The organism is Psychrobacter sp. GP33 (assembly GCF_014119005.1).
In the GTDB taxonomy this organism is placed as follows: Bacteria; Pseudomonadota; Gammaproteobacteria; order Pseudomonadales; family Moraxellaceae; genus Psychrobacter.
In genome coordinates, this window is the sequence record NZ_JACGYX010000001.1 from 64,640 (window position 1) to 88,485 (window position 23,846).

At 42.1% G+C, this 23,846-nt stretch carries 17 protein-coding genes; 14 read left to right on the forward strand and 3 right to left on the reverse strand.

Annotation, left to right across the window (positions count from 1 at the left end; translation table 11 throughout):
• Positions 1-124 precede the first annotated feature (124 nt).
• Positions 125-1,165 carry a hypothetical protein gene (locus H2245_RS00290; protein WP_182405034.1) on the reverse strand — a complete coding sequence of 347 codons (1,041 nt, stop codon included), beginning with the start codon at positions 1,163-1,165 and terminating at the stop codon, positions 125-127.
• Between the two features lie 227 nt (positions 1,166-1,392).
• Positions 1,393-4,299, reverse strand: a complete 2,907-nt coding sequence (gene uvrA / locus H2245_RS00295; protein ID WP_182405035.1) for an excinuclease ABC subunit UvrA — start codon at positions 4,297-4,299, stop codon at positions 1,393-1,395.
• A gap of 674 nt (positions 4,300-4,973) precedes the next feature.
• On the opposite strand from uvrA, the gene H2245_RS00300 reads away from it, so the two are divergent.
• The 10 genes from H2245_RS00300 to H2245_RS00345 all read left to right on the forward strand — a co-directional run bounded on the left by H2245_RS00300 (position 4,974) and on the right by H2245_RS00345 (position 16,749).
• Complete coding sequence (locus tag H2245_RS00300) at positions 4,974-6,338, forward strand: MFS transporter (RefSeq protein WP_182405036.1); 1,365 nt, start codon at positions 4,974-4,976, stop codon at positions 6,336-6,338.
• A 132-nt stretch (positions 6,339-6,470) separates the two neighbouring features.
• Positions 6,471-7,127 carry a single-stranded DNA-binding protein gene (gene ssb, locus H2245_RS00305; RefSeq protein WP_182405037.1) on the forward strand — a complete coding sequence of 219 codons (657 nt, stop codon included), beginning with the start codon at positions 6,471-6,473 and terminating at the stop codon, positions 7,125-7,127.
• A 401-nt stretch (positions 7,128-7,528) separates the two neighbouring features.
• Positions 7,529-7,852, forward strand: a complete 324-nt coding sequence (locus H2245_RS00310; RefSeq protein ID WP_182405038.1) for an H-NS family nucleoid-associated regulatory protein — start codon at positions 7,529-7,531, stop codon at positions 7,850-7,852.
• A 251-nt stretch (positions 7,853-8,103) separates the two neighbouring features.
• Positions 8,104-8,883 (forward strand): type II secretion system protein N, encoded by a 780-nt coding sequence (gspN, locus tag H2245_RS00315; protein ID WP_220464356.1) that lies wholly within the window; start codon positions 8,104-8,106, stop codon positions 8,881-8,883.
• On the forward strand, positions 8,884-9,792 hold the full coding sequence (locus H2245_RS00320; RefSeq protein ID WP_182405040.1) for a type II secretion system protein N: 909 nt from the start codon (positions 8,884-8,886) through the stop codon (positions 9,790-9,792). It abuts the gene before it with no gap.
• A gap of 294 nt (positions 9,793-10,086) precedes the next feature.
• Entirely contained in the window at positions 10,087-12,348 is a 2,262-nt protein-coding gene (gspD, locus tag H2245_RS00325; protein ID WP_182405041.1) for a type II secretion system secretin GspD, read from the forward strand.
• A gap of 34 nt (positions 12,349-12,382) precedes the next feature.
• Positions 12,383-12,562: a hypothetical protein gene (locus H2245_RS00330; RefSeq protein WP_182405042.1), complete on the forward strand. Its 180-nt coding sequence runs from the start codon at positions 12,383-12,385 to the stop codon at positions 12,560-12,562.
• 268 nt (positions 12,563-12,830) lie between these two features.
• Positions 12,831-13,853, forward strand: coding sequence for a TatD family hydrolase (locus H2245_RS00335; protein WP_182405043.1), 1,023 nt, complete (start codon positions 12,831-12,833; stop codon positions 13,851-13,853).
• 304 nt (positions 13,854-14,157) lie between these two features.
• The gene (locus H2245_RS00340; protein WP_182405644.1) at positions 14,158-14,979 is read left to right on the forward strand and encodes a ThiF family adenylyltransferase; all 822 of its coding nucleotides are present in this window, start codon (positions 14,158-14,160) and stop codon (positions 14,977-14,979) included.
• Positions 14,980-15,045: 66 nt separating this feature from the next.
• Positions 15,046-16,749 carry an ATP-binding protein gene (locus H2245_RS00345; protein ID WP_404944640.1) on the forward strand — a complete coding sequence of 568 codons (1,704 nt, stop codon included), beginning with the start codon at positions 15,046-15,048 and terminating at the stop codon, positions 16,747-16,749.
• Positions 16,750-16,864: 115 nt separating this feature from the next.
• On the opposite strand, the gene efp is transcribed toward H2245_RS00345, so the two are convergent.
• Positions 16,865-17,440 (reverse strand): elongation factor P, encoded by a 576-nt coding sequence (efp, locus tag H2245_RS00350; RefSeq protein ID WP_182405045.1) that lies wholly within the window; start codon positions 17,438-17,440, stop codon positions 16,865-16,867.
• Between the two features lie 218 nt (positions 17,441-17,658).
• Between efp and epmB the strand changes: the two genes are divergently transcribed.
• The 4 genes from epmB to H2245_RS00370 all read left to right on the forward strand — a co-directional run bounded on the left by epmB (position 17,659) and on the right by H2245_RS00370 (position 23,743).
• A complete protein-coding gene (gene epmB, locus H2245_RS00355) occupies positions 17,659-18,666 on the forward strand; it encodes an EF-P beta-lysylation protein EpmB (RefSeq protein WP_182405046.1) in 1,008 nt (335 codons plus the stop codon).
• 163 nt (positions 18,667-18,829) lie between these two features.
• The gene (locus H2245_RS00360; RefSeq protein ID WP_182405047.1) at positions 18,830-20,740 is read left to right on the forward strand and encodes a hypothetical protein; all 1,911 of its coding nucleotides are present in this window, start codon (positions 18,830-18,832) and stop codon (positions 20,738-20,740) included.
• 198 nt (positions 20,741-20,938) lie between these two features.
• Positions 20,939-23,032: an EAL domain-containing protein gene (locus tag H2245_RS00365; protein ID WP_182405048.1), complete on the forward strand. Its 2,094-nt coding sequence runs from the start codon at positions 20,939-20,941 to the stop codon at positions 23,030-23,032.
• Positions 23,033-23,134: 102 nt separating this feature from the next.
• On the forward strand, positions 23,135-23,743 hold the full coding sequence (locus H2245_RS00370; RefSeq protein ID WP_259365016.1) for a cytochrome c family protein: 609 nt from the start codon (positions 23,135-23,137) through the stop codon (positions 23,741-23,743).
• Positions 23,744-23,846 lie beyond the last annotated feature (103 nt).

Genomic DNA, 23,846 nt, shown 5'->3' on the forward strand with positions numbered 1-23,846 from the left:
TGTATTTAGCTAATAGATGGCTTATTCCCATAGTCAAAATTGACTATATCTGTTCTGTCTCATTCGCTTCTGGGCTCATTTTGATACATTACTTACGAATAACACCGATTTGTATTTACTAATTTCACTCATATAGTTTATCTTTCATACAATTGGCACGCTCAATTGCCTTCCACTGACTATATTCCGGTTCGTCCTTCCCTAGGTAAGCATTGTTTACTTTTATAGCTTGTTCACATATTGCTCTATCATCACTTTTTCTGCGTGCTATGTCCCTCTCTTTTTTATCGTCCGCTGCATTATTAACTACTTTTTCGTTGTAAGGTTCTTTCGTTTTTATTGGTGTTTCCCGTACTTTATGTTCTTTCTCACTACCCGAAGGGACATTCGATAATAAAACTTCCCTCGGTCTTGCTTCTACTGATATCACTGGCTCTGGCTTGAATTGCTCCAATGTTACTTTTTCAACTACTTCGTTCTTTGGAGCTTCTAGCGTTACTACTTTCTCAACTGCTTCATGATGTTCTATGTTTTTTGACACTACTCTTTTGATTGGACATATGAAATTAACAATATCTTGATCTGTCCAATCTGGTGTTGGCGTATACCAATCCCCCAGTTCTGCTGATGGTAAGTCTTTAAAACTCTCTGATGATTTTTTTCTTATCTCATGGTCTGTGCAGTTAATTTGCATTTGCCCATAAGAATTACTTGTGTTCCCTCTACGTACATACTCAATATGTTCAAGATCATAAGATGTAAAATGGGAGATGAGGAAATAGCGGCCATCTTCACCTGAACCAGAAAGCAACATTGGTATCTGTGTTAATTCAGAATCAAGTAATGAGTCCTCGACTTGTGGTGGTTCGTCATCAGGTTCTGACTGCTCTTCACTGTATTGTCTTGCTTTTTCTGTATAGCTGTCATAAGCATTCACAAGCCAATAGCCGATAGCAACTATAATAATAAGTAGGAAAATAGTTGCACCAGAGCAGCCGCTATTTTTCTGTCTTTGACGATTACCTGCTAGTGAATCATTGTTATCAGAATATGCTTGTGGTAAAGGAGGAGGAACAACTCTAGCAGTAGGGAAACCGCAACTGGGGCAAGCAGTACTTTGATCGCTGATGCTCTTGGAGCATTCAGGGCAGTTGATTAGAGCCATATTTTCTTCTTTATCTTGATGTGTCGTATCTCTAGAAGATTTTTAAAAGCATAAGCACTACAAAATTTATTGGATAAGTGATCCATAAGATAAGTATTATAACTTACCAGCAACAATTGAACAACAAATGTCAATATGTTTTATTTAAACACTTTTTTGTTTTTCTCATTAATAAAAAAAGCCACTCCCTAAAGAGTAGCCTTTTATTAAAAATTTACTAGTTTGTATTAACTCACTTCTTTCATCGCTTGTTTAAGCATCGGCTTCAAAAATTCACCCGTATATGAGCCTTTAGCCTCAGCCACTTCTTCGGGTGTGCCTTCCGCGATAATCAGCCCACCACCTTTACCACCTTCAGGACCCAAGTCAATCACCCAGTCTGCGGTTTTGATCACATCCAAGTTATGCTCAATCACGATGATAGTATTGCCTTTATCACGCAGCGCATGCAGGATATTGAGCAGCTTGGCGATATCATGAAAATGTAGACCAGTGGTCGGTTCATCCAAGATATACAGCGTCTGTCCGGTATCACGCTTCGCTAGCTCACGTGCCAGTTTCACCCGTTGCGCTTCACCGCCCGATAGTGTGGGCGCAGATTGACCAAGGCGAATATAGCTCAGACCAACTTCCATGAGTGCTTCAAGGCGACGATGAATCGCAGGAATCGCAGAGAAGAATTCTGTCGCATCTTCCACGGTCATATCGAGCACATCGGCGATACTTTTGCCTTTATAAAGAATCTCTAAGGTCTCGCGGTTATAGCGTTTGCCTTCACAGCTGTCACAGGGCACATACATATCTGGCAAGAAATGCATCTCAACTTTGATAAGACCATCGCCTTGGCAAGTCTCGCAGCGACCCCCTTTGACGTTAAAGCTAAAGCGACCGGGTTTATAACCACGCGCGCGCGCTTCTAAAGTTTGGGCGAACATTTCACGCACTGGGGTAAAGACGCCGGTATAGGTTGCCGGATTAGAACGCGGTGTACGACCAATCGGGCTTTGGTCAATATCGACCATTTTATCCAAATGCTCAAGTCCAGTAATGCTGTCATGTTTATCGGCGATTAACGTTGAGGCATTATTCAGCTGTGTGGCGGCAAGTGGCATTAAGGTGCGGTTAATCAAGGTTGATTTACCAGAGCCGGATACGCCCGTCACGCAAGTCATGATGCCAACCGGTATAGTCAAATTCACATCTTGCAAGTTATTACCTATGGCACCTTTTAGCTCAATGGTCATTGGTGCTCTTTTTGGTTTCGCCTTTCCTTCCACTGCAACATCAATCATTTTGGGTTGATGGCGGATTTTAGGCACTGCTATTTTTAATTTGCCCGATAGATATTGTCCAGTCAGCGATTCTTTTGATGCCATGATGTCATCGACTGTGCCCTGAGCGATAATATGACCGCCATGTACGCCTGCACCCACGCCAATATCAACGACAAAATCTGCCTGCCGGATAGCGTCTTCGTCATGCTCAACCACCAATACGGTATTACCCAAGTCGCGCAGGCGAGTCAGGGTATTTAACAGGCGATCATTATCGCGTTGATGCAAACCAATAGACGGCTCATCGAGCACATACATAACGCCCATCAGACCAGCACCGATTTGGCTTGCCAAACGAATACGCTGCGCTTCACCGCCGGATAAGGTTTCAGCAGAGCGGGCGAGTGACAGATAATCAAGCCCGACACTGACTAGGAAGTTTAAGCGCTCGTTAATCTCTTTAAATATTTTCTCCGCAACTTCACCTTTATGACCGTCAATTTTTATGGTTTTATAATAGTCTGCGGCATCACCGATAGACAGTTTTACAATCTGAGCGATGGTTTGGTCATCAACGCGCACATTGCGCGAAATCTCATTAAGACGTGCGCCATCACAGACATTACAAGTGGTATCCGCCAGATACTTTGCCAATTCATCACGCACAAGGTTGCTTTGTGTTTTGGCATAACGGCGTTCAAGGTAAGGTAACACTCCTTCAAACGGAATGGTTTTATTGGTTTTGCGACCGCGCTCATCGGTAAAGTTAAAAGTTAGCTTTTCTTTGCCTGAGCCTTGCATGATTAAATCTTGCTGCTCTTTTGACAGCGCTTGCCATGGTGCATCCATGTCAATTTTAAAATGATTGCAAACGGTTGCTAGCAGACCAAAGTAATAGGCATGACGCTTATCCCAACCATTAATCGCACCTTGGTTCAGTGATTTTTCATGATGGGTAATTAGTTTTTCTGCTGAAAAATACTGACGTTTTCCCAAACCATCGCAAGCCGGACACGCGCCATAGGGATTGTTAAAACTAAACATACGCGGTTCAAGCTCAGACACCGCGCGGTCACAAACCGGACAGCTGTGTTTGGCGGATAGCAATTGGTCGTCGCTACCGCCTTCTTTTGGATTGCCATCCATGTGATGCAAGATAACCAAGCCTTGACCCAGACGCAGTGCCGTTTCTAAACTTTCGGCAACGCGGTTGCCCAAATCATCACGCACTTTAAAGCGATCAACGACCACTTCAATCGTATGCTTTTTATTTTTCTCAAGCTCTGGCAGCTCGTCCATATCATAGACTTGACCGTCAACGCGCACGCGTACAAAACCTTGCCCAACCAGTTGCTCAAGCAATACGGTATGTTCGCCTTTACGCTCACGAATCACAGGCGCTAGAATCATCAGCTTACTGTCTTCGGGCAGCGCCATAACGTGATCAACCATTTCGGTCACCGTTTGCGCAACCATCGGCTCATTATGTTCTGGACAAAAAGGCGTACCGATACGCGCATAAAGCAAACGCAAATAGTCATAAATTTCGGTGATTGTCCCCACCGTTGAGCGTGGATTGTGATTGGTTGATTTTTGCTCAATAGCGATTGCAGGCGATAAACCTTCGATGCTATCGACTTCTGGCTTTTCCATTTGCGATAAAAACTGACGTGCATAAGCCGACAGACTTTCGACATAACGGCGCTGTCCTTCGGCATACAGGGTGTCAAACGCCAATGACGATTTACCAGAACCCGATAAACCAGTAATCACCACGAATTTATCACGTGGAATGTCTATATCAATATTTTTTAAATTATGCGTGCGTGCTCCGCGTACTGAAATATGGTCATGTGCCATCGATGATAGGTATCCTATTTGCTAAAAGAATGATTAAAACCAATATAGTAGATATTAAACGCTGATTAAAAATACAAACAAAGGTTTATTAAATAAGATTTAAAATAAAAATAACTTTAGTTTTAAGTAACTTTTAAATGAAGTCATTAATCGGCTTGAACAGAATAATTTAATAATATCGTTAATCAATATCATTAAATGAATAGTTATTAATAGGAATGGTTAAAATAGTTATTTTTGAATGCAATTGCGATGATAGTAAAAAGATATAGGTTGTTATTATCAGTTTGAATCAACTTTTGTTTTTACCAAAACCAGTCGCTTTATATTCATTGTGTTGGACTACTTTATTGTTATGGCAAGCGTATTATTCAAGGTATATACACGAATACGACGCACTTAGTAACAAAAATTTTAAGTAGCTGGTGAAGATTGGCGTCGGTGTGGATGCAGATATAAAAGTATCGGCAATAGAGTGGCTAATGTTTTATACTGTGGAGCTAATTTAAGCGCTCAGCGGTTACCAGCCAGAATAATGATCACGTTATATCCTAAGAATAATCTGAAGAATAGCCTTGATAATCTTGAACGATAGACGCATGAAGATAGCGCAGTTTTACAATCTATAAATGTGTAAAACGTCAGACGTCAAATGATGAACCAGTGAGGCAAGTATGAATAGCGTAGAAAAACGGGCAATCTTGGGTGTCGGCGGTATTTTTGCCTTACGAATGATTGGTCTATTTATGATTGTGCCGGTGTTTTCTGTTTATGGAAATGATTACGCCCATGCGACCCCATTTTTGATTGGTTTAGCCGTCGGTGTGTATGGTCTTGGGCAAGCTGTATTTCAGATTCCAATGAGCCTTGCCGCCGATAAATTTCCAAGAAAACCTATTATTATGCTCGGTCTGGTATTGTTTGCGATAGGCGGTATCATCGCTGCCAATGCTACCGATATTTATGAAGTGATTATTGGGCGCGCGCTTGCAGGTAGTGGCGCGGTATCAGCGGTGTTAATGGCGCTATTAGCTGACGTCACTCGTGAAGAGATGCGTACCAAAGCGATGGCGACGATGGGACTTACCATTGCCACGTCTATTATGCTGGCGTTTGCTTTTGGACCTTTATTGGTAGGCTCGCTGGGTATCTCTGGCTTATTTTGGCTGACCGCAGGCTTTGCGGTTTTAGCAATGGTATTGTTGTGGGTTGTGCCATCTCCTATGCGAGTTCTTAAGCACAATCTTGATAGTAAGTCGATTGGTCAGCAGTTATCCGCTGTCCTTAAAATCGGTGATTTAAACCGTTTGCATATTGGTATTTTTGCTCTGCATTTAACCATGACTGCGATATTTGTTATTCTGCCACACCAGTTGTCAGAAGTGATGGGTTTAAGCGTACGTCAGCAAGGCATGGTCTATTTGCCATTATTGTTTATTGGTTTTGCCATCGCCATTCCATTTATCATTATTGCTGAAAAGAAGCGTAAAATGCGCCAAGTATTCTTAGCCGCAATTGGGTTAATGACCGGATCACTTGTGATATTAGCGTTGGGTAGTAGTTGGGGTATCGGTATTATTTTAGGTTTATTGCTGTATTTTATGGGCTTTAACTTATTAGAGGCGACCATCCCATCTTGGATATCCAAACGCGCGCCAGTTGCGAATAAAGCAACTGCGATGGGCTTAAACTCTTCCAGTCAATTCTTTGGTGCGTTTGTGGGTGGGGCAATGGGTGGCTTGCTGCTTAATCAGCCAAACCTATTAGCATGGGGCATTCTTGCCGTTATCATGGCGGCATCCTTACTACTGATTATCCCCATTGCTGATCCACCTTATTTATCAAGTACTACTGTTACTATTCCAAAAAATATTGATATTCAAGACTGGTCACGGCAGATGCTGGCGATTCATGGGGTTGATGAATTGGTGGTTATGGCAAAAGAGCAAGTCGCTTATTTAAAATTAGACAAAACGCAATTGACCGATAATTCGCGACAAGAGCTGTCGCATCTAGCGCAAAGCCCACTAGATATTTGAGATAAAATTGGTTACAGTAAAATAAGAATAATGAGTTATAGAATTGATTTTATGTCTATCATTCATTAAATTTTTTGTTAAAATTATTCATAATTAAACTTATAAAGTGATTCATTAAAAAAGGACAAGCTGATGCGCGGTGTTAATAAAGTAATCATTATCGGTAACCTGGGTGCAGACCCTGAAGCCCGTCAATTTAACAATGGCGGTAGCGTGACCAATATCTCAGTTGCCACCTCCGAGCAGTGGACAGACAAGCAAAGCGGTGAGAAAAGAGAAGCGACTGAATGGCACCGTATCGCGCTGTTCAATCGTTTGGGCGAAATTGCCGCTCAATATCTGCGTAAAGGTAGCAAAGTCTATATTGAAGGCAGCTTGCGCACGCGTAAATACCAAGACCAAAGCGGTCAAGATCGTTATATTACTGAAATCCGCGCTGAGCAAATGCAAATGTTAGATGGTCCTGGCGGTGCGCAAGACGGTGGTTCTGCAGGTTTCGGCGCTCAACAAGGCGGTTATAATCCAAATAACCAGGGCTCTAATAATCAAGGCTTTAGCAATCAGGGTTCTAACAACCAAGGCTCTAACAATCAAGGCTCTAACAATCAAAACTACGGTAATCAAGGTTTTGGGAATCAAGGTAATGCGCCAAGTCAAGGCAACGATTTTAGTAATAACGCCAACACGTATAATCAGCCCAATCAATTTAATAAACCCGCTCAATCACCATCTCAGCCAAAACCAACCGCTATGCCAGACGGTCCGGTAGATGATGATATTCCATTTTAGGATATATAATAATACAATATTGTATTTATAAAGATTAAAGTTATGAGAGCCTATAAATATAGGCTCTTTTTTATTGAAATTTTTTAGAATGTGAAAAATAATAGTAAAAATAGAATTATACTTAAAGGCATAATTGTTGATTATATCTCTTTCCTTAAAGTAATAAGTCCGTCAGTAAAAAAGTAAATAAAAGTTGTTTAATTTATTAAAGCAATGATTGTTCTTAATAATTTTAAAGATTAGAAATACGATATAGTTATTTTTTATCGTAATAAATTATGTTAGTCTACTATCTTTATGACTATTGCCTCTATTATTAATATTCTAAGATTAGATTAAATATAAAATCAATAGTTATTGAATAGACCATTTTATATGTACCAAATCAAAAAGAGACAATTATGACTAACAGTACCTCTATTAACTTAGATAATTTAAATGTAGAAGAACTAAGAGCTATTACTGAAAGTGCTCAGCAATTGATTCATCAAAAACAGCATCAAAGTTTGTTTGAAGCTTATATTAAATTCGAGCAGATTGCCAAAGACACTGGCAGTACGATTGAAGATATCTTGAAAGCTGGTGAAAGCTTAGAGAAAAAACGCAGTATTAAATACCGTAATACTGCCAATGCTGAAGAGACGTGGACAGGTCGCGGTCGTAAGCCAACGTGGTTGGTAGAGGCATTAGCAGCCGAAAGTAAGCTAGAAGATTTTGCTATATAAGTAATATGTGTAATAAAAAATACGTATAATTTCCAGATTTTTTAAATCCTTGAAATAAAAATGCATGACATTGTACAAGAATAGAAGCCAGTATCTTAGTTATAGGATACTGGCTTTTTTTCTGTCATCTGTAGGGAGTAGTTTGTTATGATGATGGCATTTTTAACTGTTACAAGAGTACTGTACCTGTGCCCCAAGTATCTGCGTCGTCTAATAAATACCCTCGCAAGCGGTGGTGGCTAGTCGGAGGTATGTTATTTGTGCTATTTGCATTTCTGCAACTTCCGGCAGCATGGGTGGTAAAAAAGGTGGCTGCAGACTCAACCTATATCCAGCATGTATCCGGTAACTTATGGCATGGCTCAATGATTTGGCAATTACCGTTAACGGATACGCCACTAACCGGTGCGGCAAGCTGGACATGGCAGCCATGGCATTTGTTTCTCGGCAAACTCGGAGCAGAGGTTGAGGTAGGTACGGGACAGACGCGTCTTGATGGTCAAGTCAAAGTTGGGCGTGATTCATGGCAGATTAATGATATGAGCGGTAAGATTGCCCCTGAAACGCTGACCAGTGTTGTTAAATGGCATCTGCCCAATACCCCAATTCAAGTTAATAAAGTGTCATTGCAGCGTCAATCCAATTCCGGTGGCAATACCGATGCAGGTACGGGCAAAGAGAATAGCGCCGCTGAGTTTACCCGTGCTGATGGTCAGTTGACTTGGGTGGGCGGTGAGATGGGCTATCCAAGTGGCGGCAAAACCTTTTATTTGACCTTGCCGCCGCTGCGAGCGCAATTAAGTACTGAACAAAAAAATAATAAAAACGTGCTACATATTAATTTATTAAACAATCAAGATAAGCGTTTGGGCGACTTATATATCGATGGGGACAGTATGCTGGATGTGAGCTTAACCCAGCGCTTACTAGAAAGTATGCCTGAATATAAAGGTCAAGCGCCCCAAGACACGCCGGTGGTCAGCGTGCGTCAGTCGCTGTTGTCAGGGCTATCTGGGGCAGGGGCGCAGTAGATGCTAAGTATGACACCGCGCTTAAAGCCAATCCTCGAGCTGCTTAATCGCTTCTCAGTATGGCTACTGTTATTGGCGATTGGCTGGTTGTGCTGGACGGCAGCGCGCTTATTGTGGCTGCTGGTAGCAGCGCCTGTTGCACCGACGTTGCCACTTGTACCGTTACAAAACAATAAAGCAACGACGGACTATAGTGGACTGTATGCGATATTTTCTGACCCAGCACCTGCTACCGCTGCTGTCCAGCCGCCCAATGTGTTGTTAAAAGGGGTGCTGCTTGCAAGTCCGGAAAGTTTGTCCTCTGCGATGTTAGACGTCAATGGTGAGGTAAAAAATTATCGGATTGGAGACACCTTGCAAGGCAGTGGATATACCCTTATAGCGGTTGATTGGAATGCAGTGATTATTGCCGATGCCAATGACCAGCAGACTGTTATTCGTATGGCAGATGCGATATCGCTTGACCAACGCGGATTGGCAGAGGGTGCCATGAGCAATCAGCGGCTGCCGGACGGCATTCAAAATATGGGTGCGCCTATGCAAAATGTGCCTATGGAAGATGGGTCAGTCGATAATAATGGCGCTGGCGCAACGACCGACAATAACAATCCTGAATCGCCTATTGACGAAGCAGTCACTGCCTTACAAGAAAATCCGGCAAGCTATTTAAGCCGTATGGGCGTCATGGCATCGGGAGAAGGCTATCAGGTAACCGCAGCAATGCCAGCAGGCGTACGCAGCCGCTTAGGGTTGGAGCCGGGGGACAAAGTGCTATCGGTTAATGGGCAATCGGTCGGTAATAATCCTAGCCAAGATGCTGGGCTCTTACAGCAAGTGCAGCAATCAGGTGAAGCCAAAATAGAGGTGAAGCGCGGTAATCAGGTAATTACGATACGTCAGCAGTTTTAATAAGACCGTTTGCCTAGCTATATTTTAGGCGTTTTATTTAAGTGTTATTTCACTGTTTTATTTTTATTAAGCTCTATATTCTATTGAACAAGTCATTTTATTTATTCATATTTTCTCTTTACAATACTAACGAAATACTATTTAGCAGCTATTGCTTATAAACGCTTGGGTATAACTATTTGAGTTTGAATTAATAACAGTCGGATGGTTATCGGCATCCTTTGTAGCATTATTTTCTCTTATTTTATTTCATGTTGCGTACTATTAGCGACATCACAGTGGGTAATTATCACCATGGTACGTTCGCATAAGTTTTCATTGACGCCTTTATCTCATGTTGTGCAGCGCTTGCTTTATATTTGCCGTCCACTATGTTTGGCGTTGCCACTTTGGGCGGCATCGTGCGAGCTTGCCAGTGCGGAGAGCTGGAAAGTCAATCTGCAAGATGCGGATATTAAGGCGTTTATTAATGAAGTGGCGACCATCACTGATCAAAATTTTGTGCTTGACCCGCGTATTAATGGCAACGTGACGGTTATCTCAAACCGTGCCTTGTCTCGCGATCAGATTTATGAGCTGTTTTTAAGTGTAATGCAAGTAAACGGTATTGCCGCGATTAAATCGGGTACGACTACAAAGCTAGTACCGGATAATGTGGCTAAGCAATCGGGTATCGCGGTGGATTTGCGCGGTGAGATGGTCGGTGAAGCGCTAACCACACGGGTAATTTATTTAACTAATACTCAAGCTGCAGAAGTCTTAGGGGTCATTCGTCCGCTGATGCCACAGTCAGCACATGCTGCAGCTGTACCTGGTATTAATGCATTGGTATTGTCGGATCGTGCTGATAGTCTGAATCAATTAACTACATTAATTCGTGACTTAGACAGCAATGTGAATGACAGCTTGCGCGTGATTCCGTTGCGTCATGTTGATGCGGAGCGCATGATGGACTTAATCAGTGCCCTTGTTGCGAGTGCCGGTAGCGGCGCACAAGGTCAGGGCGGGGATCAGCTCAAAGTCATCGCTGACGCCTCAAGCGATAGGCTGCTGGTAAAAGGCAGCCCTGAGATGATTGCTAAAGTTCAAGATATGGTCAATCAGTTGGATACCACACCCACGCGTCGCCTGAGCGGTCTACGCGTGTTCCGGTTAAAATACGCCAGTGCCAACCATATTGCTCAAATGCTGCGTGGTCTGCTTGCCAATCAATCTATCAACAGTGCCAGTGCGGCATCGACTTTAGAATCTGCGTCCTTAGCCAATTCTAGCACTGTAGGGGCGTCGTTAAAAAATGAGGACACGTCTGCGCTATTGAACAATCAGCTGGGTAATCAGCCAGCAGTAAGTGCGCCTACTACAGGTACGGGTGGCTCAGCAAGCGGCAGTAGCGCGCGTCCTTTTAGCATCATCGCTGATGAAACTCAAAACTCGGTTATCGTTAATGCCTCCCCCGAGCTCATGTTTGAGATTGAAGAGGCGGTCAATCAGCTGGACAATCGCCGCGCCCAAGTTCTCATCCAAGCGGCAATCGTCGAAGTATCCGGCGATGATGCGACCCAACTGGGTGTGCAATGGGCGCTGGGTAATGCCAATAGTGGCTATGGCGTGGTAAATTTTAATAATGTTGGTGCAAGTGCCACGACCCTTGCCGCCGCTGCATTATCAGGCGGCGCTAATATTAGTGCTGCCGCTGGTTCCATTGCAGGTGCGTTACTTGGTATTGGTAGCAGCAGCAAAGACAGTAAAGGCAATGCTCAATTTTATGGGGCTATCTTACAAGCATTAGACTCCTCAACCAGTGCCAATTTATTATCTATGCCATCAATTTTGACCTTGGACAACGAAAAAGCCAGTATTTTAGTGGGTCAAAACGTACCTTTTGTGACTGGTTCCTACACCACTGGTAGTGATTCTTCAACCAATCCATTCCAGACCATTGACCGCAAAGATATCGGTATCAACCTCAATGTTATTCCTCATATTGGTGATAACGGCACGGTACGACTAGAGGTGTCTCAAGAGGTTTCCTCAGTCGTACCGGGTAGTATTGGCAACGCCAGTGGTCTAATTACCAATAAAAGCCTAATTAATACCACTATTTTAGCCGATGACCAGCAGACTATTGCGTTGGGTGGCTTAATGCGTGACAATTCCACCACCAGCCAACAAAAAGTCCCCGGTTTAGGTAATGTACCGCTCATTGGACGTTTATTTCGCTCCGATAATGACAACACGCAAAAAAGTAATTTAATCATATTTTTACAGCCAACCATTTTACGTGATGGCGGAGCAGTGGCAAGCGTCACTGAACGTAAATTTAATCAAATGCGCGTGTTACAGTTGGTCATTGATAAAAATGGCACGATTAAGCAATTACCATTAAGTGGCACCGAAGGCTGGGATGGTAATGTCAGCACCGATTATGAATTAATGCCGCTCAATCCACTGGTGCCCAAACGCGATCAAACGCCAAAACCCTCTACTAAAGCAAAACCAATCACTAGAGTAGATACTGGCGACTCAGGTATTACTACCTATCCCTTAAGCCGTTAAATTTACATTTTAAAGACATTCTAGGCGTGACATCATGACCAAACAAGATGATAAAAAGCTAAGCGATAAAAGTAATAAGAAAAAATGGTTAACGCTGAGTTTGATGGGCGTAGCGTTACTTTTGATTCCAAGGCGCAGTAGTCGGCAGGATAGTGCGCCTATCGATAAAAAATATAATAAGCCAGATAACAATAATAATCCTAGCCTTCCCTAATGATTGGCGCATTATTATTATAATGAGTTAGTGGTGATTGGATTTGAATTTGTATTTTTTAACACACTTTCTTTGGAAAACGTTTCAGGCGCGATTACCATACAAATTTGTCCTAATTATAGAGTACGTTCATTATATGATGGTAGGTGCAATATCGACGTAACTACACCCTATTATTTATAACATCGAAGATGCGGTTCATAATGCTAAGTATTGGTAATTATTTAGCATTTTATTGATTAAAAATGTTAAATGGTAAAGGCTATTTATGACTGCTATTAACCACCCAATAATAGGTGATGCCAAATCACTGTTATTGCCTCCTGTACTGCCTTTGATTGATACTCACACTCATTTTGATGCCCCTGTTTTCGATGGGGATAGAATGATACAAGCGCAGCAGGCCTATGAGTGTGGAATACGGCATTTGGTATTATTAGGCTATGTTGCTCGCCATTTCAAACGCTTATATGTGACTCAGCAAGCCTTAACGCAACCTTCAGTACCGCAATCTTCAGTACCGCAACTAACATTACCAGAATTAACAACCCAACACTCATTATTACCGCACGCGCATATCGCTGTAGGGCTACATCCTTTTTATATTGACCAGCATACTGAAAACCATTTATCACAGATGGCGCAGCTAATAGAGCAGTGCCGTCCGTTAGCCATTGGCGAAATTGGCTTAGATACATTTACCCCTGCCATGAAACAGCCTGAAATGCTTGCCAAACAGCAGTATTTTTTTAAGGCACAATTGGATATGGCGGTACAGCATCAACTGCCCGTTATGCTGCATATTCGTAAAGCGCATGCTGAAGTGTTAGCGATATTAAAGACACATGATTATGATGCGCATTTATTGGGTGGCATTGCTCATAGCTTCAGTGGTGGTGAGCAAGAAGCAAAAGCTTTTGTGAAATTGGGCTTTAAACTTGGCGTTACCGGACAAATTACTAATCCTAATGCCAAAAAATTAAGACGTTCTATTTGTGCAGCAGTAGCAAAATATGGTGTAAACTGCTTAGTTATTGAGACAGATTGTCCCGATATGACTCCTGTTATGTGTCAGACATCAAACTATACTCAATCAGCACTTGGACAGCATGCAGATAATGAGTGGCATGGAGCTGAGGGTCAAAATCGTAATGTACCGAGCAATTTACCTTGGGTGCTGCTGACCTTAAGTGAGTTACTAAATGTTGCGCCAGCTGATATTGCTCGACAATTGTGGCAAAATAGCACCCACGCATTACAAGTTGATTGGAGTTATCCTGGGCTCAATTGATTTAAATATACAAACGTAAAAGGATAAAAGCTGTTTTGGTTAAAGCCATTCTAGTTATTAGCTACTTTTTCTGTCATTAACTGTCCTAGAAAAGTTATTAATAACTTATTATTAATAACCGACTATCTTATGCACTTTTCTTTACCTTGTGTCTTTTCATTTCTATCAGAGTGTTATCTTGCCTATGAGTTATTCACCGACCACTGTGACGACAAATATATCTGCTGCCCTCTTTGAGAGTAGTGCTGATGCTACCGATAATAACCTGACGAATACAGTAGCTAATAAAGATTCTATCGATACGATGGCGAAAGCTGTAGCCACAGATGATCAGCAATACCAGCGACGCTTTCAAGGCACGCAAACATTATACGGCAGTGCAGCATTTGATATTTTTGCAGCAGCGCATGTAATCGTGATTGGCATTGGTGGAGTCGGTTCTTGGGTGGCTGAAGGGCTAGCAAGAACGGCAGTTGGTACGATAACGTTAATCGATTTGGACGTGTTAGTAGCATCCAATGTGAATCGCCAACTGCCTGCACTTGATAGTACCTTTGGCCAAAGTAAAATCGCAGCAATGGGTCAGCGTGTGACGGAGATTAATCCAAACGTTACCTTACATTTAGTTGATGATTTTTTAACTCCTGAAAATGTTGCAACCTTACTACCGAATCGCGCTACCGCGAAAGCGGCTGCTGCGGCGAACCGACCCATTATTATTTTAGATTGTGTGGATGATATGCAGGCAAAGCTTGCAATTGCGCTGCATTGTCGATTTAATAAACTTAAGTTGATTTGCGCAGGCGGGGCAGGGGGCAAGCTTGATCCGCGTCATATCACCGTTAGCGATTTAAAAGACAGCTATCAAGATCCGCTATTGGCAAGACTGCGCACCAAGCTGCGGGTTGAAAAGGGTATCAATAGCGAGCTTAAAGAAAAATTTGGCATTAAATGTGTGTATTCAACCGAGCCACCAAAAGTAGATAAAAGTTGCCAAACTGGCGGTTTGCACTGCGGTGGTTACGGGTCGGCAGTCACAGTGACGTCCGTTGTGGCGATGATTATGGTGAGTGAGGCGCTACAGATACTTATGCAGCATGCTGCAAAGCCGTCTATTTCGCATTGATTAATGGAGACAGTTTTGTCTACTTATACCTACCCTGTAGCGGATGACGACTTTGCTCGCGTTGCTATGTTAAAAGAATATAAAGTACTGAATACCAATGAAGAGCCTGCATTTGCCCGTTTGACCGAATTGGTTAAAATGTTTTTTGGTGTCCCTATAGTGACGATTGCCTTTTTGGATGAAGACACTCAATACCTTAAGTCGCCGCTCGGACTTGGCGATATCTGCACGACCACGCGTGAAGTATCTATTTGTAATTACACAATTTTGTCGGACGATATATTTTTAGTTCCGGATTTATTGCTTGATGAGCGCTTTATTTACCATCCTTTTGTCACTCAAGATCCACATTTACGCTTTTATGCTGGCGTCCCGATTGTTTTATATGATAAAGATAAAACCTATCGCTTAGGGTCATTATGTTTAATTGATATCAAGCCAAATCATAATTTCAACGCTGAACAGGCCGAGTTATTAAAGAAATTTGCTGTCATGGCAGCGGATGCCTTGCAGTTACAAAAAAGTCAGCGCGTGGCAAAATATGCTAATGAGATGAAATCTGAGTTCTTAGCTAATATGAGTCATGAGATACGTACACCAATGAATGGTATTGTGGGTACGCTCGATATGTTGAATGACACTACTCTTAGTCATGAACAACAAGAATATGTAGACAATATAAAGCTGTCGAGCGAGCATTTATTAACGGTTCTTAATGGTATCTTAGATTTATCTAGAGTGGAATCTGGACAGATGGTTATAGATGCTGTACCCATGAATTTATCGGTACTGTGCAATGAAGTTATCAGTTTATTTGCTGCAAAAGCCCTTCAGCGCGGTGTCATACTAGAGTATCACTATACTGAAGCCCTATCGCCTTATGTTCAAGGTGATTCAGTGCGCATCAAACAAGTATTAGCCAATTTAGTGAATAATGCGATTAAGTTTACGCGTGAGGGCGGGCTAGTCAGTATAAAGGTTAATCATGCTCTAAAGTGCGAATGCGTTTCTTCTGTCCCTACTAGAAACAAACTAAAGAATGATCCCACGTATGATTCCCATAATTGTAGAGATATGACATTATGTATCACGGTATCGGATACTGGTGTTGGTATCAAGTCTGAGTCTTTAGAGGCGATATTTGATGCGTATAATCAAGCCGATAAGTCAACGCATCGGCTGTACGGCGGTACTGGGCTGGGTTTGTCGGTTTGTAAATCATTGGTTGAACTGATGGGTGGCCATATTTGGGCTGACAGTGTGGTGGATGAAGGTACTAATTTTCATGTGGTACTACCACTTGCCACACTAGATAAAACGCAGTACGATGTTTGGCAATACTCTGAACGTATAGAGCCGGAAGTGACGGCACAGCATATTGGTCATGTGTTATTGGTAGAAGATGACAAGGTTAACGCTATTATTGCGCAAAAAGCGTTAGAGAGTAGTGGTCATCAAGTGACGCACGTAACGAATGGGCAACAGGCGATAGATAAATTTGTAGCCAATCCGCACAGCTATGATTTGATCTTAATGGATCATCATATGCCTATTATGAATGGGATGCAGGCAACGATGAAGCTCCATGAACTTTATGGTGCCAGTCGATTGCCGCCGATTATTGCTTTGACTGCCAATGCTATGAATGGCGAGCGTGAAAAATATCTGCAAGCAGGTATGCAAGACTACTGCACCAAGCCCTTCAAAAAAGAGCAGCTCAATTCATTAGTGCAATATTGGCTTATGTATAAACAATCTATGCAAACATGATGGTTAGCTGGTTATAATAAATTTTTTTCATTACATTTTTTTATTACATTAAAGAAAAAAGCTCAATCTGAAACCAGATTGAGCTTTTTTTCCTGCCATTAAAATAAATAGTAAACTATTGGCTAACGCGCGTCTGGTAATCGCCGGTACGTGTATCTACCCGTACCACTTCGCCTTGCTGGACGAATAATGGTACGCGTACCACAGCACCCGTCTCTAATGTTGCAGGTTTGCCGCCGCCACCTGACGTGTCACCGCGCAGACCAGGATCCGTTTCAGTGATTTGTAGTTCAACAAAGTTAGGCGGGGTAATCGACAGTGGCACGCCATTAAATAAGGTGATGGTACACAAAGCATTACCATCGTCTTTGAGCCATTTTATCGCATCAGCAACGGCTGTTTTATCTGCTTGCATTTGCTCAAAGCTTTCAGGATGCATAAAATGCCAAAAATCACCATCGTTATACAGATAGTTCATTTCAGTATCCATCACATCTGCAGCTTCTAAGCTTTCGCCTGATTTAAACGTTTGCTCAAGCACACGACCGCTGCGCAGATTGCGCATTTTAACGCGGTTAAAGGCTTGACCTTTACCCGGCTTTACAAATTCGTTTTCAACGATGGAATAAGGGTTGCCGTCAAGCATCACTTTTAGACCGGCTTTAAATTCGTTAGTAGAAAAACTTGCCACAAAAAGACTCCTAAGGGTTGCTGGTAATGGTATGAGCCCACTATTATTAGAGCGAGTTCATCATTGATTATCGTTGTGCTACCAAACAGATCTCGTGCACATCATGCGAACATCATATCAGGAATGAATAGGGTTGAATGATGATGTTTGGCATGTTTTGATAGAGGATGGATGAACAGCGTATAATGTCGCCTTTTAAGCATACGTCATAGGCTGTCATGATAAACCATTTAATCACACAAAAAAACTGGCAAACGCAATTATCCGAAGCCATTACTTCTGTTGATGAGCTGTTGTCTATCCTTGAGCTAGAAGATTTAAAGTCGACTACTTATTTCCCTAAACATTTTGTACTGCGTGTACCGCGTGCGTTTGTGGCAAAAATGACAGTGGGCGATGGCAATGATCCATTATTAAGACAAGTGCTGCCTGATGAGCAAGAGCAAATCAAGGTCACCGGCTATGTCGCTGATCCCTTAGCAGAAAATTCGCACAATCCTGTTAAGGGTATGCTACATAAATACGAGTCGCGTGTGTTACTAACCTTAACCAGCGCTTGTGCCATCCATTGTCGTTACTGTTTTCGCCAGCATTTTGACTATAGCGCTAATATGCCAACGGCAACTGCGCAAGCCGATATTATTGACTATATTACCGCGAATCCCGAAATTAATGAGGTAATTTTAAGTGGTGGTGACCCTTTAAATGTTACCAATCGCCGCTTGTTTGCCTGGCTTGAGATTTTAGAAGCGATTCCGCAACTGACCATCATTCGCCTGCATACTCGCTTGCCTATCGTCATACCCGAACGCTTAGACGATGAGCTGATTATGCGCTTGGCAAAGAGTCGCTGCCAAATTGTCATGGTTGTTCATTGCAATCATGCTAATGAGATTGACGAGACAACAGCGCGCGCGTTAAATAAAACTCGCTTGGCAGGAATTACATTACTCAATCAAACCGTATTGCTATCTGGGATCAATGATAGTACCGCTGTACAAGTCGCTCTCAGCCAGCGCTTATTTAGCGCTGGTGTATTGCCTTATTATTTACATGTCTTGGATAAAGTGGCAGGCGCCGCCCACTTTGATAGTGACGAGCATTCAGCTTGTACCCTATATTGGTCGTTACTAGCGGCACTGCCGGGTTACTTGGTACCAAAATTGGTCAGAGAGTTGCCGAACAGACCGTTTAAGGTGCCGGTTGACATTTACAAGTCATCGTAGAGAAGTCACTATAATGCCAACAGAATGTTGATGGTAATTGCACTGCCTAGCGACCTATTATTCATTAGGCGACTTCGTAAAAACTGCAGCATAAGCGGCATGAAAAAACGCTATTTATCAATCGCACTCTGTATTAATGAGCGATTATTAAAGGGCGCATACCATGAAGCTATTAAATTTCCAAGGATATCTCACCTCTAAACCATCTCTGATGTCACCAGCAGGTAACTATATCAATGAGCGCGAGCAACTACTGCTGAAGCAAATTGCCAGTTTGCCGGTACAGTCAGAGGAGGTTCAAGTAACTCAGCTACAGGGCATGCTCACTGAAATTAGCGTGACAGATATAGACGATGCCCTACGTCTGCGTTTATTGGCGATTGTCATGATGGCTATGGAAAGTAGCATTGCAGCTTTACGCAAGCAGTATATCTATGCAATAGGAGCATTGAGCAATCGGCAGCTTGAGATAGTCAATCAAGTAGAATCACTATATTATTTAGCCGTCATGGTATTTGATGCTGTTGTTCAGCGTGAAAGTTTGAGACTGCAATATCAGCAGCAACAAGTGGTGCCGCCTAGCTTTTGGCAACGGATGATAACGCCAGAATCTGTGCCGCCCGTCACTTTGGCAGTGGCTATTTATCAAGCCTTAACGATCTATCAAAACTTATTATTCGAAAAAGCCATTTATTATCAAAAACCACTACGAAATATGTGGCTGTCACTGAATCAGCTGTATTTTTTAGCTTGCGAGCATAATATTACTGAGCTAGATTTGACTCCCCATGTGGCAACGCGTCAAGCTGGTAATATTCATCAATTATACTGCCAAATTTGCCTATACAGTCTGTTCAATGTATTGGCAATGCGCCGTACCAGTATGCTATTAATACAGCGCTTGTTGCCAGAATGGGCATCACATCTTGTTGCTACTATTGATCCACAAACGCAGACGCGCGTTTTTATCGATTTGAATAGTGATGCACCGCCGCAGTATCTCACTGCAACCACCTCCATTAATCCTTATAAAGAAAATCAAGATTGCTTATTTATTGAGCTGGAACCGTTAGCGGCTTACTTAAAACTGCGACAGCATGAGTTATTGGCACAAGATAATGCTTTAAATGAATACCGATTGATTACTCAGATTTTAATGATCATGACTTATCGTTATATTGCTCGTGAGCCCACTATGATATCGAAATATAGTCGTAAAAAGTGCGCTACGCTCATCGCAGGATTTAGTGATGTTCACTATCATGTTGCTGGAAATCGTGGTTTGAAGAGCATGGTGGCAGCTCAAGATTTATCTACTGATTATCTACCGCGTTATGATACGGTACCGAGAAAAGAGGATACACCGCCGCTATTTGAAATCGAAATAAATGACGATACAGAGTCTGTATCGCACTTTAGAACCTTACGCCTATTGACCGCTCAAGATATTTTGACTCAGAGAATAGCAATAAATGATGACATATCCAGCCATCAAGAAAATAGCGATAAACGCCAGAATTTAATGAGTCCGCCATTAAATGAGATATTCCGACCCATAACGCTAGAAGAGACAAAAAAGATAAATAAGGGTGTTAAAGAACAAATACTAGCAACTGCACCCCCGCGACTGCGTATGATGAATTTATGCTTATTGACTGAGAATGAGGAACCGCTAGAACAGGAAAAATATCACCAGAAAAACTTATTTCTATCTGAACGAGCGTCTGAAAAAATTACAGAAAAAAAGAGAGCTCAGGCGCTGGTTGTCATACGTTGGTTAACAATAAAGGAAGAATACGTTGAGGTAGAAAGTCAGACACTCGGTTATTATCCAACCGCCTGTGCGCTGCGCCTTGGTAATCGAGACAATCGTAGCCAAAGTTTTGTTCCCACGTTATTGTTGGCGGAACAGGATGAGTTAAAAACCCCTTCTAGCTTATTAGTGCCTACCTCCCATTTTAAAGTCAATGATAAGGTTGTTATTCGCCTGAATGACAAACAGAAATCATTACGCCTAAAAAGTGTATTGTTAACGACGGATGAATTTACCCAATATGAAGTGTTGGTTCTCTAATCTTAACTCTATAAAATCTTGTATGATCTTACGTTCAGGCGTCCTAGTATCCCCGTTTTAGCAGACTTATACTCTAATTACTCTCCATTGATAAATATATTATGAGAATAATCAGTAGCATAAAAAATTTGTGCCTTTATAATTGATAGCATGATTAAGCCAAATTTTTTATTATGATCTAATACAAAAAGGTCTGCTATGCAAAACAATCCTTTATTGAATATATTGGTAATCGACGACGACCAGCTCTATGCTGAACGTCTGGTTCATCTATTATCTTCCTATTATGATGAGGTGAACTTGGGATTTTTAGATGATAAAGAGGAGTTGAACAGAGCATTACGGCATCAGTGGGACGTATTGGTCTTTGGTCGAGCGTATGACATGAACTTTACGGAAGTCGTCGCTATTGTGCAAGAGCATGAGATAGATTTGCCCATTATTGGACTGATGAATGATCAGATGGCAAAACAGGGGCTAACTGAAGACGGGCTGCCTGCCGTTATTAACGGTACTATGGTCAAAGCTATACGGGCAGAAAAAGAATCTCAGGTAGTCATGGCTGTCTGCTTACTGCATGCCAATTTAGCTAGCAGACAATATTCAAAAAGCTTACGCCATGTGTTGCTAGAAGCAGAGCAACGCGCTAATATTTTGATTGAAAATTCCAAAAGCGCTGTGGCTTATCTTGATCAAGGTATTCACATTTTTGCAAATGATCCTTATCTTAAATTATTTGGTTTTGAGAGTAACAATGACATTATTGGGGTTCCAATAATTGATTTGATTGCTGGCGGTGACAATGTAAAAGCGTTTAAAAAGTTTTTAAGTGATTTTGATAAGGGCGGTCGCGCACAAGTAGAGTTTACTTTTGAAAGCTTACGCACAGATGGCACCACTTTTGCGGCGAAACTACAGCTGGCAAGTGCAACGTTAGAAGGGGCGCCGGTTACTCAAGTTATTATTCAACAGAATAATAACAATAGTGCAGAAGTCGCTGAGCGATTGGCTGCGGTAGAACGTCAAGACAGTCTAACGGGTTTATTCAATCGGCGCGGGTTTGAAGAGCGCTTAGAGCAGCTATGCCAGCTGGCAGCTCAAAACAAATTAAGCGCTGCATTATTATATATTCAGCTAGACAACATTGGTAAAATTAGTAGTAGCTTGGGTTTACAAGGCATTGATGCGACCATCAAACAAGTCGGTTATGCGCTTGATGAGCTAATAACGGACGGTTACATCAGCCGTTTTAGTGACACCACATTTACAGTCTTGATTGAAGACATCAGCACACAGAAATTAACGGTGTTGGCGGAACAGATTCTCGCTATGGTTGCTAATCTACATATTGAGGTCGACAAGCGAACCACTAGTACCACTGCTAGTATCGGTATCGTAAAAATTGAGTCCAATCCTGCTGAATCAAAAATACTGCTTGAGCGCGCCATTGATGCTACTAATCATACAAAGACAGATACCAAAAATCAGGGTAATGTCTATCATATTTATGACCCTAGCCAATACGCTGGTAGTGACAATAATGCCATGGCAGAAGTGCTAAATAATGCCATTGCTCAGAATCACTTCGAATTATTATTCCAGCCTATTTATGATATTAATACTGACCGCAGCGATTTTTTTGAAGTTTACTTACGTCTTCCACTATCTGATGCTGACAATACGGTATTAACTGCAGATGATTTTATGGCAGTAGCAGTTACTCACCAATTACGTGAAAAAATAGATCGTTGGGTATTGATCAATGCTTGCAGACAGCTGAATGAAGTACGAAAAACGCATCCACAAGCCCATATCCTCGTACAATTAACCAGTGCGTCTATGATTGATAAAAAATTGCCAAATATTGCCAGCCAATTGATTAATGCGGTGGGCGGCGTTGCAGGTGCGCTCACGCTACAATTTAACGAGCAAGATGTGGTTGATCATTTGACCGTTGCTAAGCTACAGTTTGCGGCCCTTAAACAAGCTGGCTGTCAGGTAGGTATTCGTAGTTTTGGAACCTCTGCCAAATCTATCGAAATTACTGATTTTGTACGCCCTGATATGATTAGATTGGCGCGAACTTACGTTGAAAGTATGGGCAATGCTGATGAGCTGGAAACGGTTAAATCGCTTGTCTCTCGTGTTAAAGCACTGCATAGTGACGTGTTGATTCCCTATATAGAAGAGGCAGCGACGATGTCTGTATCTTGGGGCGTGGGAGCCCGATATTTACAAGGCTATTATCTAGAAGAGCCAAGTAAAATCATGACTATCACTCAAGAACAATAAAGTGTACGCTAGTGAAAGTTGCACTTAATTATTTCATACTGACATTCAATTAAAGTATCAAATTCTTTTTCATGATATGTCCAAATTATAAGCCCCTTATTTATGTTTATTTTTCGTCAGATGTCATATCGTAGCGAAGTAATTGCGATTTCTATCGTTGTGTCTGTACTAACGCTGAGCGGTTGTAAACGTACGCCACCAGACTTTCGCGAGACTGTCAGCGCACCTTTATATACCGGAGGCGATGCTGATAATGGCGCACTGATTTATGAGGAGGCTTGCGAGCAATGTCATAGGTTAAACCCAGGAAGTAACAAAAAGGGTCCACAGCTGATGAATATTTATGCTTCGCGTGCGGCAGATTTGGCAGATTATAATTATAGTGACGAGTTGGTTGCTTCTGGATGGATATGGGATGCTAAAACTTTAGACCCTTATATTGCAGATGCTGAAAAAGCCATGCCAGGGTCAAAAATGCTTGCTGATCCAATGCCGGATGCTCGCGAGCGCGCTGATGTGATTGCTTATTTGTCTACCTTACGTGCACCAATCCCACCGCTCGACGATAAAGGTTTCCCTTTAAAAGACGTGTCTGGTGATACCAATAGTGATAACACTCAGAAAATAAAGGGTCAGCCCACGCAAATGAGTAATGAGCCGGTTGAGATATCCTCTGACCCAGCGCAAAAACCAGCCGCAGATTTTCGATAAATTGACTGTTGATAATTGATAGTATAAGGGTGATTTCTATTTTCTAAGCCATTTAATTTTTCTACTTTCATTTTTTGATAGTAATTTAGACATGATTTCAGTA